Consider the following 13615-nt stretch of genomic DNA (forward strand, 5'->3'; position numbering starts at 1 on the left):
TTTTTCTATCCCCTGCGCGGGACTCAACGCTATAATCCTTCTCATCATTTGCTTTACAGGTATGCACCAATGATTCGCAGCATGACCGCTTACGCCCGCCGAGAAATCAAGGGCAACTGGGGAAGCGCAGCCTGGGAACTGCGTTCCGTTAACCAGCGCTATCTGGAAACCTATCTTCGTTTACCGGAACAATTCCGCAGCCTCGAACCTGTCGCGCGTGAGCGCATCCGCGCCCGTTTAACCCGTGGCAAAATCGAATGCAACCTGCGTTTTGAACTCGACCCAAGTGCACAAAGTGCGCTGATCCTGAACGAAAAGCTGGCTAAACAGCTGGTTAATGCCGCCAACTGGGTCAAAATGCAGAGCGACGAAGGGGAAATCAACCCGGTTGATATCCTGCGCTGGCCCGGCGTGATGTCGGCAGAAGAGCAGGATCTGGACGCCATCAGCGCCGAACTGCTGAGCGCGCTGGAAGGCGCGTTGGATGATTTCATCGCCGCCCGTGAAAGCGAAGGCAATGCGCTGAAAGGACTGATCGAACAGCGTCTGGCTGGCGTCAGCGCCGAAGTTGTCAAAGTGCGCGCCCAGATGCCAAACATCCTGCTATGGCAGCGCGAACGCCTGCAAAGCAAGCTGGAAGATGCACAGGTGCAGCTGGAAAATAACCGTCTGGAACAGGAACTGGTGCTGATGGCACAGCGCGTTGACGTCGCCGAAGAACTCGACCGTCTCGACGCTCATGTCAAAGAAACCTACAAAATCCTGAAAAAAGAAGAAGCCGTCGGCCGCCGCCTCGACTTCATGATGCAGGAATTCAACCGCGAATCGAACACGCTGGCCTCGAAATCCATCAACGCCGACGTCACCGCCTCCGCCATTGAATTGAAAGTGCTGATCGAGCAAATGCGGGAACAGATTCAGAATATTGAGTAACGTTTCACGCGATCTCGCGTTGTCTCACTAAGTCTTACCTGGATAAAAAGGCCATTGTAAATCATGGCCTTTTTTGTTTTATGATGGAGGAAGAAAACATGGGGCTAACCCATATCAAATGGATTTTTTGGTGCTCCGTCATTCAGTAACTCAGACGCGATGGCATGCACCTCGCCCTGAACATAAGCCCAATATTCAGGATTATCGAGAGTTCTCTCTTTAATTGGCTTAGGGATAAAGCGGCTCATTTCCATATTGAAGTCGTCACGGACTTCATCTTCCAACATCAGCTTGGCTAACTGAATAGACAGCGCCTGTCGAAAGTCTTCTGTTTGCTTCTGTCTGGCGGTGAGCTTCTTTTCAACCAGTGTCTTGGATAAATCAATACCGCGCTGCTTAATCCAAACGATATCCCAGATATCACGAGGTTTAATACGCCTTGCCCGATACGCTAACGCGATCAACTTATCGGCCAATGTTTCTTGTAACGACTGTACCGGAACCAAAATTCCTTCAGTCGGTACAACGATGTCGTAATGATTGATTAGCGGGCGCTTTTCAATATCAAATGACGGAATAGCACAGACGTCAATATGCATTTTTTGCCGTGGCAAATCAGGACGATTAGCTTCTTTTACGATACTAATTTTCCAAGAAACGGTATCCCCTTGCTGCTCGCCAGAAGGTTTGTTTACCCAAACTTCGGTTTCATACTTGTTCTGAATATAGGTTTGGATTTCGGACTCCAGCCCCTCAAACGCTGAGGGCTTGAAATCATGACCACCATTGAAATCAAGATCTTCTGATAGCCTGCTGCTGTTGTAACACATTCGTAATGAGGTGCCGCCAATGAACGTTAACCGCTGCATGACGCCCTGTTTGATCAGCACATCCATAATGTCATGATGCAAGATCTCTTTTTCTATGACGGGTGTCACTGCGGCATAGTCAGGGTTTGACTGGACAATTTGGCGAATTTGTTGCTTCAGCATACGTTATCTCCCATACACTCCCCCATGCTTAGCTCTCCAACATATGTAGATTGCGCTGGCAGTGTTTTAGATCTGCAATCGCTTGTTCCTTGTATGCGCGATACATTTTGATGTCGGGGTCATAATACAAATTAGGTGCAATTTGCTCGACTGGCTTTTTAGTATGGGTAAACTCGATCACGCCATAAGGCGTATCAAAACAACCACTTCGACCTTTAGTCACCACAGTGACTCTACCCATCACAACTTGTGAAATATCACCGGTATGACTGAGCTGACTTTCTAAGCTGATGTAGCTCAATACGCCGCTGCGCAACTTTTTGATGATTTTATAAATGGCAGTCTCAGGCTCAGGTGGTGTAATAACACTTTCATAGAAGCCTTTCACCACTCGTCTTAGCAACCCCTTCTTTACGCAATCTGCCAGGAACTTTCTAAAGGCCGAGTCACAAGGCACACCCTGCATAAAAGCCAGCTCTGTTACACTGTGAATGCCACCACCAGCGTTTACTGCTTTAGCCAACGCGTTTAATAGCTCATCAGATTTAGCCATAGGTCTACACTACATTACCAAATAAGTAATGTAGTGTAGACCTAATACTAGACCTGTGCAAGAAAAGGTCTACAGATTGTTACGTAATAAGTTGTCAGCATACGGGCATATTCTACCGGTCAGCGCGTCGACATCTCGGAAGAACTCGACCGTCTCGACGCTCACGTCAAAGAAACCTACAAGATCCTGAAAAAAGAAGAAGCCGTCGGCCGCCGCCTCGACTTCATGATGCAGGAATTCAACCGCGAATCGAACACGCTGGCCTCGAAATCCATCAACGCCGACGTCACCGCATCAGCGATTGAACTGAAAGTGCTGATCGAGCAAATGCGGGAACAGATTCAGAATATTGAGTAACGTTTCAAGTGCTATACAATTGCCCAACCACGCAAAAGCCATTGTAAATAATGGCTTTTTTATAGCTTATACGCCATAAGATTTCTACTCAGAACTTTCGGCTGGTTTTTCTGAAAAATTATCTGTACTTAGGAAAAGGAATTTGTTGTCTTTTATTGTATTTTTATTGTATATATAAACTATTTTATACCAAATGGGATGTTCCAACTCTTATGGATTTTATAAAATAATAAACCCAAAAAACCAAGAATTAAGTATTTACTTGGATATTTAATAAAACAATCCTTTATGCAAAAAAATCACTCTCGCTTAAAACCATATAAACAATTAGAGATAAGAAATGAAAAACATCATTCACATATCAGATTTACATTTATCAGAAAATCCCAAGTACGGATTTCATTATGAAGAAAGTATAAAAATAATTAACTATTTAATAGATGATATAAAGCTAATAGAAAAAAAAGAAAATATTAAATTTGACACTGTATTTTTCACAGGAGATCTTGTTTTTTCTGGAACCACCCAAGAATTTGATCTTTTCGATATTCATGTAAGAAAAAAAATCATAGATGAACTATCTATATCACCCAGTGAATTTCATATCTTACCTGGGAATCATGATATTAGCAGAAAAGACATTAATTTATTTGAGAAAAGTAATCGGAGCACTGATAGTGACTTTCTAGAAAAACTTTTTGATGCTGTTAATAATGGAAGTGAGAATTGGAACAGATTAAATAATTACAAAAAATATGAAGCCTCTCTGAATGAAAATAATTATCTTACTTCAGAGATCCTATTAAAAACAAAAAAAATATCTAATGACCTATATCTTCTATTTATTAACAGTGCATGGTTATGTATGGATGACAAAGATAAAGAGATGCTATTTATTACTAAAAAGCAGATTGATCGAGCTACAGCCAAAATACCCAACTCAGCAAAAATAATATTATTAACACACCACCCTTTAGATTGGTTAAATCAAAATGACAGAGTTCAATTTAGTTCATTTATAGAAAAAAGGGTTGGACTGATGTTTTTTGGTCATATGCATGAGTTCAAACAAATAAGAGAATCAAATTTCAATGAGGACATAACAATATTTCTTCAAGCAGGGACTTTAGATTATAGAGAAGATGTATCTGGTTATTCATGTGTTATTTTAAACAACAAAAATGATATATCAGATGGTAAAGTAATTTATAGAAAATTTAACAAATCCAATTTCACTTATGATTACTGGTCTGACTATGGTCAGAATGGTGTTTTTGATTTTTCAACTGAAAACTCACTGACTTTTGATTCAGATAAGTTTTCAGAAATCTCATCTAATATCCTAACTAAGGTAGATAAAGATCATCTTATAAATATTGGATACTCTGATGATAAAAAGAAAAGTTTAATGAAATTTTATTCCGAGCCTAACTTCCATCCAGTAGATGTGATGCCTCATTTAGAAGCGAAAATAACTAATACTGAACAAATAAATGAGAGCGATGAAAGTATCATTATAGTTGGGGGGGCTTATTCCGGTAAAACATCCGTTCTTAAATATTTATTTACCAAAAGTTTAGAGAAACAAGTAAATCGAGATTTTTCAAGATTCTCTTTCTATTATGACTGCAAGGGTAAAAAACCAAAGTCAAAAAATAAAGTATTACAAGAAATTATATCTCAATATTTTGCCACAGAATTAAACACATCTTTTGAAGAAAAAATAAAAAGAATGCTATGTAATGGATATGCCATTATATATTTTGATAACATTGACCATTCTAGCTTTGAAGATAATGAACATGTATTTAATTTCATTAAAGAATATAGCAAATGTAAGTATGTATTTAGTATAGACCAAATAAATATCCATGGAATTAATGATAGATTAACAAACATCAATCTTCCAAATTATTCTTTCACCTCTCTTGGACAGCTAAAAAGAAAAAATGTTAGAGACATAGTCTCCAAATGGGATGAAAGCTATTTAAATCCGCACAAGAATTTATTATTTAGAGAAATAAACAAATTAGTTGAAAACTCTCAATTACCACACAACTATTTTATCTACTCAATGTTATTAACTATTTATGAATTAAAAAGTGAAATCCAAGGGATTTTGACTGAAGCTGATATTATTGAAAACTTTATTGAAATACTTCTTAAGAAGCACTGCATAAACAAAGAAAAATCACAACCTCAATACAAAGAATTAATGCATTTTTTAGGTTTTCTTGCAAAAAATTACTACGAAGAAGAAACATCATCTTTGTCAAAAAATCAAATCACAAAAATAGCTTTAAATTTCAATGACCAAACACTATATTCTTTCGATGTGAATGGATATATTGACCCCCTTATATCCAGCGGTCTTTTAAAAAAAGATGGAGAAAATTATTACTTCTCACAACCTTGCTTTATATATTATTCATTAGCGTATTTTATGGATCACGATAATACCCTAAAAGAAGGGATTATAAATACTGGTAATTTAATAAAATGCGACAAAATAATTGAGTATTACTCGGCACGCAACGCATCTAAATTTGATACAATCGAGATAATAGATAGACATCTAGAAAGTAAAAAACAAGAAATATCAAATTTAATGTTTGATTTACATAAAGTTGATGTAAACAAAATGACTGATTTTGATATAACCGATACACCAATACTCAATAGCGTCTCTAAAAAAGCAGAAATATTCTTAGCTGAAATAGAGGAAGTCAGGGCTGATAGAGATGTAATAGATGATAAAATGGACGCAATTTCTCCATTAGAAAACCGCTCGGAATCTCATAAACAAATATTTATTTCAAAGAAAGAACAAGACACAGATGATAAATTAAAAGAATTCATGCAAATACTATCTCTTTTTTCAAGAGTATTTAGAAACATAGAATTATCAATGGATAAAGAAAAACTTATGTCTGTGTTTTCTAGAATTATTGGAAACTATATATTTATAATGAAATCAGTCATATTAACCACTGATGTAAATATAGTTATCCCGATGCTAGAAAAAAAACTAAAAGATATTTCATCGCAAGGAGAAAAACTTACGGATGATGACATCAATGATTTCATACTAGCAATAAAAAACATTCTTCCATTGGTAAGGTCGGCGATGCCTAATTATATACAGACTTTAATTAGTCAAGATTTAATGTCTAAAAAACCGAGAATGGCAACAATTTTAAAATTATCAATCAAGGATGAAAACGAGCCATTATCGAGAGCTATCTTATACTATGCACTTATGGATAATAACGATTTAAATATAAGAAACTGTGTGGGGGAACTAATGAAAATAAAAAGCAACCTGATAGCTGACTCTCTATTTATCAAACTTAACCAGATGATAAATACATATTATCAACTAGGAAGTGATGATCATAGGTTCCTTAAGAATTCAATCCAAACACTTATATCAAAAGGAAGAGTTAAATTGACTAAATCTGTGATTGAAAGCCTCGCAAAGATAAATTAAAAATAGTAAAAAGCTGCCTTCGTAGAAGGCAGTTTTATCTTACCCCTATAGTTACCACCTAAAAAATAAATCTACGAGCATTCTTTTTATTTATACAAATAATCAGGCGAAATAAATTAAAGACCAAAAATATAGGATAGAAATATAAATAAAATTTAGAGGGGGATGAATTAAACCCTTAATGAAACAATTATTCAACCCGTTTTATAAAAATACAAAACATTATAAAATTATTTATAAATTATGCATTTAGTCAATCCCATAAAAGTAAAATAACCTATTTAATATCCAGAAAATATATTATTTCTAAATGCAGTTAGATTACTTTCTTTTCGATTGAGATAACTCACTACGAAACTCGTAGTATCTGAACCCGTAAAAAGCATCAACAATTGGCGGTACTGACTTTCAAGGAGGATCGCCAATGACCACCATAAATGCCGCCGCTACCGATAGTTCCATTACCGTTTTCCGAGATTTGATCACTTCGCTATCCATTGAACACCTGAGTCGTACTCAACGTGACGACTTCGGCGCAATCGCTGCGGAGTCGGTTGAAGGGTTGTGCCACGGTTTACAGTATGTAAGCGAATCGCTGGTCGCAGAAACCACCACGGAGCAGTTGCAACACCTCAGCGCCTATTTCAGCACCTGTGCACATTTGATTCCGGCATTGCTGGTAATCAGTGAACAAGCCACATCAGCTCACACGGCAAACCTAACCTAAATTGTCCCTATCAGAGCTTAATAAGGACAACTTTCCTACAAACTGTCCTTATTGGCTGGCGTTTTGTCCTTATTTCGCCTAAATATAGAGACATTTACAGCTATTCTGTCCTTATCAACACACGCCAATAAAACCGACAGCCCTAGTATTGGTTTTATGAGAGCTCAGGTTTCAGCCCCAGATAATTTTAATGATTTGAATAAAGACGAAACTATCGACATGTTAAATGGAAAATTATGATGGTTATCAACTATGTCGATGCCAAAAGCCGCCACTAAACACCATCTCAGGAACATCATCACCCGCAACAAAACAGGGAAACACAACCGACATGCGTTATCTCGTCCTCCCCTTCATTCTTCTTGCCTTAACCGGCTGTCAGGCGATAACCACCTTCGATAAATACGCCACGCTGCGTCTTTACGAAGTGTATGAAGCCGAGAATCTTTCCGCCTGTGACTACAAGCCTAAATTCCGCGACTGTACTGTGGGTAAGCGATATTTTGACGTCAAGATATCCGATGATAAGAGCAAAATTGCGTTAGTGGTCAGAAAGCGTTACGCCTATTTTGGCTTCACGCGAGATGATTTTGCCCGGCAGACACAGCCGCTGCGTGATTTCCTGATTTGGGCGCAAGATCCGGCCGCGAAGGATAAACAGATCGCTCAGTTACGCAAAGCCGGAAACGTTGGCGGAAGTCTGTATGACAACAGAGAAGTGCAATATCAGTTCGATTATCTGCATACGCGTGCTGATGTTCAGCTACTTGTCGTTAAACCCCATGAAAACGCCGACTCGTACGGCCTGACCGTGGATGAAGTGAAAAACCTGCTATCGGTCATGGATGCCTGGTATGCCGGTACGTTTACCGGGAAACAGCTGACGTAAACTCAGTTGAGGCGGCCAGACAGATCACGTCTGGCCGAGAGCGGCATTAGAATTTCTGCATTCTGGAAGAAAATTGGCCGCAGTTTTTCAGCATCAAATCTTTGACGGGTCGGCGGTCATAGTAGCCTTTTTCGGTTTTGAACACTTCGTAGACTTCGATACGTCGTGGTGAATACGGCCCGACATACTCGCCGGTGACATAATAGTAATTCCCGACCACGGGTTTAAACGTCACGGTACTAAATCCGCCATTGCCAGCAATCATTCTGACCGCAATATTGTGTTGCGCGCTGACCCAAAACTCACGGATCATCGTTGGTGTTTCTGGAATTTCAGGGAAGCCGAGTTCTTTATTATTAAGTTTAGTTTGGAACCCAAATGCATTATTGGTATAGCCATTTTCTGGTGCATCAATATTAATACATCTGTCGGTCGTCGGATAAACGCGAACATAGTCGAGATTGCGGTTATCGAACGTCATACCCACGCGGTCAGCACCCTGATAATCCTCCAGTTTATGACTATAGGTCGCAACCGAACATCCGCTGACTAATACCGCACTGATTCCTATCAGAAATATTTTCCCAAACATAACCATCCCTTACCTTTATAAAATCAGAACATCCTGATTATTTTACGCCGCTTTTTATTCGAAAATTTGTGTTGTATTACCTTAAAGCATTACCTCACCTTAAACACTAATGATAAACGAGGCAACGTGGCAATTTCTCTCTATTACACCGCACGACGTAAAAAATCCCTGAGCCCACAAGAGATATCTGCCGTGAAGGAGATAGTCCAACGCCATTCCGTTAATGAACACATTGAGAAATATCTGACGACCGGCGACGGCATAAACTGGGAGTCATTTAATTTCACCCTCAACGCGAAAATCGGTAACGTTTTCAGAAAAGGAATCGTGTTCTCCGGCTCGACTAAACTCCCCGATAGCGATGAAGATGCCGTCTGGATTGGCGTACAGCACTGGTGCCAGTGTTTATCCGAAATCCGCACCGCCCTGACACACTGTGAATGGCACGTCGCGGTTGACGACCACAGCATACCGTGGGACGACGAAGCAAAGGCGTATGACCCAACGCGCTGAGCCAGCGAGAATGCTGAAGAGAGAAACGAATATGGACGACAACGACATTTACGATGCCGTCGCCACCAGCGCATACGGGCTGTCGATGGGCGCGATATGGCAACATATTGCGGTGGAGTGTCGGGGCAACTCCAGAACCTACGCCCAGCGTCAGGCGCTGTTTTTTACGCTGCTGGAGCGGCTCATCGCAGAGGGTAGAATCAGGCTTGCCAGTCAGGGAGACTATCTGCAAGGCGACCCAAAACATCAGGTCGATCGGCTCCGCCATTCCTTTCCGCCTGAAATGTCCGATGATGAATTTGATGATGTCGACGAATATGGCCTGTGGTTCTTAGCCAAAGCGCCCGCAGGCGTCGTGTGGATCACGCCCGAAGGGCAAGAGAGTTGGACGTAAGAGGAATCAGCCAAACCTGAGCCAATTCCTCTTACTCACGACCAGATATCATGACTAGCAGCGGACTTACTCCGTGGTCTTACGTTCAGCCTCCTGACCTTCCGCTGCCTGGCCTTTCACTACCTGACCCTCTAGCTCCTCATCCTGTTCCGACTTCGCCACACTCGGATGCTGGCGACCTTCCTCGATAAAATCTTCGTCGATGCCTTCAATATTCTCCTGATTATCGCGACCGGAGAGGATGTTCCAGCAGGCGATGAACAACGCAGCAATCAGCGGGCCAATCACAAAACCGTTGATACCGTAGATTTCCATGCCGCCCAGCGTGGCGATCAGAATCAGGTAATCCGGCATTTTGGTGTCTTTCCCCACCAGCAGCGGGCGTAAAATGTTGTCCACCAGCCCAATCACCAGCACGAAGAACGCGACAATGAAGATGGCTTGCCACAGCATATCCGTCGCGAACAGGAAGATAGCGGCAGGCACCCAGATAATTGCCGATCCCACAGCGGGAATAAGCGACAGGAACGCCATCAGCGAGCCCCACAGCAGGCTACCTTCTATTCCTGCGATGGAGAACGCAATCCCGCCCAGTGTCCCCTGCACAATCGCCACAACCACGGTGCCTTTCACGGTCGCCCGAGATACGGCGGCAAACTTCACCAGCAGGTGATGCTTAACATGCGTGGAAAGCGGCAACGATTCCAGAATCAGGTTGACCAGATAGGCACCGTCTTTCAGGAGGAAGAAAAGCAGGTAGAGCATCACCCCGAAACCAATGAAGAAGGTGAATGTCCCTTTGCCGATCAGCAGCACGCTTCCCGCCAGATATTGCCCACCTTTCAGCACAACCTGAGAAAGCTCTTGCTGTATTTTGGCGGCGTTATCCAGATTGTGTTCCGCGAGGAAATGTCGCGCCCACCTCGGCAGATGCTGAATCAGCTCCGCCAGCACCACCGGGAATTGCGTATTACTGTCCTGCAATCGGGTGTAAACCCCGTTAATTTCAACCACCAGCGAGGAAACAATGATCCCCAACGGAATGAAGACGAGCAGGAAGATGATCAGGACGGTCAGCAATGAAGCAACGCCATTGCGATCGTTCAATTTTTGCCGAATTTTGCTTTTCAGCGGATGGAAGATAATGGCCAGCACCGCCGCCCATAAGATGGCGGAATAATACGGTGCCAGGATGTCAAAAAACGCCAGCGTGACGATAAATAAGATAAGGATGAAGAATCCCTTCGTAAGCCCTTTAATATTCACAACGATTTCCCCTTCGTTCAATCTGCTCTCGAAATATAGAACGAAGTGGGGCGTTTGCAATATAGGAAAAGCCGTCGTCCGGTGAAAAGCCATCAGAAAGCGCGGCGAAAAGGCGGTAATGTAATGCCTCTCGCCGCATCATCCGTGCTTACAGGCCATCCAATCGCCGCTGGGTCGCCTGCACGAGTGAGTCCGTGGTGATATCAGCAATGGATTTGGCACCCGTGAGCGTCATCGCCACACGCATCTCTTTTTCGATCAGGTTCAGCAGGTTAACCACACCCGCTTCGCCCGCCGCCGCTAGCGCGTAGACAAATGCGCGCCCGAGCATCACGCCGTCCGCACCCAGCGCGATCATCCGCACCACGTCCAGCCCGGTACGAATCCCAGAATCCGCCAGAATGGTGATATCGCCTTTCACCGCATCGGCGATGGCAGGCAGCGCATGTGCCGTCGATAGCACGCCGTCCAGTTGACGACCGCCGTGGTTGGAAACCACGATACCGTCTGCGCCGAATTTCACGGCCTCTTTGGCATCTTCCGGGTCGAGGATGCCTTTGATGATCATCGGCCCTTTCCACATCTCGCGGATCCACGCCAAATCCTGCCACGAAATAGAGGAATCGAAATTCTCGGCCAGCCAGCCGATATAGTTTTCCAGCGTCGTCGGCGTGCCGCGATAGGCGGAAACATTCCCCAAATCGTGCGGTTTACCGTTCAGGCCAACGTCCCATGCCCACTGTGGATGTACCATCGCCTGCAACACACGGCGTATCGCTGCATTCGGGCCGCTCATGCCGGAATGGGCATCGCGATAGCGCGCACCCGGCGTCGGCATATCCACGGTAAACACCAGCGTCTTGATCCCTGCCGCCTGCGCACGTTCCAGCACATTGCGCATAAAGCCGCGGTCTTTTAACACGTAGAGCTGGAACCACAGCGGCCGATCGATAGTGGGTGCGACCTCCTCAATCGGGCAGACGGAGACGGTAGACAGCGTAAAGGGAATACCCTTCTGCGCCGCCGCACGGGCAGCCTGCACCTCGCCGCGTCGGGCGTACATACCGGTCAGGCCAACGGGTGCCAGCACCACCGGCATCGCCAGTTTTTCGCCAAATAGCTGCGTTTCCAGACTCAGGTCGGAGACATTTTTCAGGATACGCTGGCGCAGTGCGATATCCGCCAGATCGGCGGTATTACGCCTGAGCGTGTGCTCGCCATACGCACCGCCATCGGCGTAGTGGAAAAGAAACGGCGGCAGCTTACGCTGCGCCGCCGCTCGGTAGTCCGTTGAAGCAGAGATGATCATCGTCCTTTCCCATCCTTCTTCTTGTTTGTGCCACTGTTACGGTAAGTGGAATGACCGTGGGTGGAACTGCTTTGAGTGAAATTGCCCTTTAGTGAAACTGCTTCTAGTGAAATTGAAGGTACGCGACATGCGTTTGCAGATATTCCTGCAAGCCGTGCTTGCCGTCCGCCCCGCCCACACCAGATTTACGCCAACCCGCATGGAAGCCCTGCATCGCCTCAAAGTTCTCGCGGTTGATGTAGGTTTCGCCGAATTTCAGCCCTTTCAGCGCCTTCATTGCGGTGTTGATGTTTTGAGTATAGATCGACGACGTCAGACCATATTCGCTGTCGTTCGCCATCGCAATCGCCTCTTCCAGCGTGTCGAAAGTCGCGACGGGCAGCACCGGACCAAACACCTCTTCGTGCATGATCGGCATGTCCTGTTTGACGTCCACCAGCAGCGTAGGCGGATAGAAATAGCCCGTACCGCTTGCGCGCTGGCCGCCGAGCAGCACTTTCGCGCCCTGCGATACCGCTTTCGCCACTTTGTCTTCGACACGCTGTCGCGCCGCCGCACTGATCAGCGGCCCCATATCCAACGCTTTTTTCTCCGCCGTATTGCCGAAGGTCACCTGCTCCATCGCGGCTTTAATACGCGCGATAAACTCGTCGTAAATGCCTTTCTGCACGTAAACGCGCTCGGCGCAGTTACACACCTGCCCGCTGTTGATGACGCGGGAACTTACAATCGCTTTCACCGCCAGATCGAGATCGGCATCGTCCATTACGATAGCTGGGGCTTTGCCGCCCAGTTCCAGAGACACCTTCGTCACGTTCTGCGCCGCTGCCGTCATGGTCGCAATGCCCGCCGCCACGCTGCCGGTCAGGCTGACCATGCCGACTTTCGGGTTCGCAGCCAGCTCTTGCCCGACCGTCGGTCCGTAGCCGGTAACAAAATTGATGACGCCTTTCGGCAGACCGATTTTGTGAATGATTTCGGCGAAAATCACCGCATTGTTCGGTGTGATCTCGCTCGGTTTGATAACGATGGTGTTACCAGTGATCAGCGCAGGAGCCGCTTTACGCGCAATCAGGAAGAACGGGAAGTTCCACGGCAAAATACCGGTCGTGACGCCAATCGCTTTGCGGAAGACGAAGATGTTTTCATTCGGACGGTCGCTCTGAATAATCTCACCTTCGTAACGACGCGCCCACTCTGCCATGTAGTCGAGATAGTCAGCGGTAAACAGCACTTCCGTCTGCGCCAGACCGTACGTCTTACCACCTTCCGCGATGATGGTGTCGGTCAGTTCGGCTTCGCGCTCGCGGATACCGTCGGCAATCTTATGCAGCCAGACGCCACGTTCAACCGCAGGCAGCGCTTCCCAGCCCGGCTGTGCGGCTTCTGCCGCTTCTATCGCTCTCTTCGCATCGTCAGCGGAGCCTTCTGGGATCTGTGAAATAACCTGCTCTGTGGCCGGGTTCACCACATCAATCCACTTCCCGCTTCTGTTTTCAACAAACTCACCGTTGATGTACATACGTTTTTGGGTGGTGCTCATGTCAGGCGTCTCCAAAGTAGGGTAAGGGAATACCACGCATAAACGAGTTGTTAACAA

General features: G+C 44.8%; 12 protein-coding genes and 1 pseudogene. 7 read left to right on the plus strand and 6 right to left on the minus strand.

Annotated features, from left to right (window positions below; all coding sequences use genetic code 11):
• The first annotated feature begins 69 nt into the window (after positions 1 to 69).
• Positions 70 to 933, plus strand: a complete 864-nt coding sequence (locus NXT09_RS16780; RefSeq protein ID WP_268580621.1) for a YicC/YloC family endoribonuclease — start codon at positions 70 to 72, stop codon at positions 931 to 933.
• Positions 934 to 1037: 104 nt separating this feature from the next.
• On the opposite strand, the gene NXT09_RS16785 is transcribed toward NXT09_RS16780, so the two are convergent.
• Together NXT09_RS16785 and abiEi are read right to left on the minus strand one after the other, a co-directional pair.
• Complete coding sequence (locus NXT09_RS16785) at positions 1038 to 1925, minus strand: nucleotidyl transferase AbiEii/AbiGii toxin family protein (RefSeq protein ID WP_268580622.1); 888 nt, start codon at positions 1923 to 1925, stop codon at positions 1038 to 1040.
• 28 nt (positions 1926 to 1953) lie between these two features.
• Complete coding sequence (abiEi, locus tag NXT09_RS16790; protein WP_095993166.1) at positions 1954 to 2478, minus strand: type IV toxin-antitoxin system AbiEi family antitoxin; 525 nt, start codon at positions 2476 to 2478, stop codon at positions 1954 to 1956.
• Between the two features lie 120 nt (positions 2479 to 2598).
• Between abiEi and NXT09_RS16795 the strand changes: the two are divergent.
• The 4 genes and pseudogenes from NXT09_RS16795 to NXT09_RS16810 all read left to right on the plus strand — a co-directional run.
• A pseudogene (locus NXT09_RS16795) lies at positions 2599 to 2835 on the plus strand (endoribonuclease YicC domain-containing protein); the annotation flags it as partial.
• 340 nt (positions 2836 to 3175) lie between these two features.
• On the plus strand, positions 3176 to 6325 hold the full coding sequence (locus NXT09_RS16800; protein WP_268580623.1) for a metallophosphoesterase: 3150 nt from the start codon (positions 3176 to 3178) through the stop codon (positions 6323 to 6325).
• 424 nt (positions 6326 to 6749) lie between these two features.
• On the plus strand, positions 6750 to 7052 hold the full coding sequence (locus NXT09_RS16805; RefSeq protein ID WP_268580624.1) for a hypothetical protein: 303 nt from the start codon (positions 6750 to 6752) through the stop codon (positions 7050 to 7052).
• A gap of 331 nt (positions 7053 to 7383) precedes the next feature.
• Positions 7384 to 7941, plus strand: a complete 558-nt coding sequence (locus NXT09_RS16810; RefSeq protein ID WP_268580625.1) for a hypothetical protein — start codon at positions 7384 to 7386, stop codon at positions 7939 to 7941.
• Positions 7942 to 7987: 46 nt separating this feature from the next.
• Here NXT09_RS16810 and NXT09_RS16815 read toward each other — a convergent pair whose 3' ends face one another.
• Positions 7988 to 8533: a hypothetical protein gene (locus tag NXT09_RS16815; protein ID WP_268580626.1), complete on the minus strand. Its 546-nt coding sequence runs from the start codon at positions 8531 to 8533 to the stop codon at positions 7988 to 7990.
• Positions 8534 to 8659: 126 nt separating this feature from the next.
• On the opposite strand from NXT09_RS16815, the gene NXT09_RS16820 reads away from it, so the two are divergent.
• Positions 8660 to 9046 carry a hypothetical protein gene (locus NXT09_RS16820; protein WP_268580627.1) on the plus strand — a complete coding sequence of 129 codons (387 nt, stop codon included), beginning with the start codon at positions 8660 to 8662 and terminating at the stop codon, positions 9044 to 9046.
• 10 nt (positions 9047 to 9056) lie between these two features.
• Entirely contained in the window at positions 9057 to 9440 is a 384-nt protein-coding gene (locus tag NXT09_RS16825) for a DUF596 domain-containing protein (protein ID WP_268580628.1), read from the plus strand.
• A 66-nt stretch (positions 9441 to 9506) separates the two neighbouring features.
• Here the strand turns inward: NXT09_RS16825 and NXT09_RS16830 are convergent, their stop codons facing one another.
• From NXT09_RS16830 to aldA, 3 genes are all read right to left on the minus strand, one after another.
• A complete protein-coding gene (locus NXT09_RS16830) occupies positions 9507 to 10706 on the minus strand; it encodes an AI-2E family transporter (protein ID WP_268580629.1) in 1200 nt (399 codons plus the stop codon).
• A gap of 148 nt (positions 10707 to 10854) precedes the next feature.
• Positions 10855 to 12015, minus strand: coding sequence for an FMN-dependent L-lactate dehydrogenase LldD (gene lldD / locus NXT09_RS16835; RefSeq protein ID WP_039285051.1), 1161 nt, complete (start codon positions 12013 to 12015; stop codon positions 10855 to 10857).
• Between the two features lie 103 nt (positions 12016 to 12118).
• Positions 12119 to 13558: an aldehyde dehydrogenase gene (gene aldA / locus NXT09_RS16840; protein WP_268580630.1), complete on the minus strand. Its 1440-nt coding sequence runs from the start codon at positions 13556 to 13558 to the stop codon at positions 12119 to 12121.
• Between the last annotated feature and the right edge of the window lie 57 nt (positions 13559 to 13615).

This window comes from Pectobacterium jejuense (genome assembly GCF_026800125.1).
GTDB classification, from domain to species: Bacteria; Pseudomonadota; Gammaproteobacteria; order Enterobacterales; family Enterobacteriaceae; genus Pectobacterium; species Pectobacterium jejuense.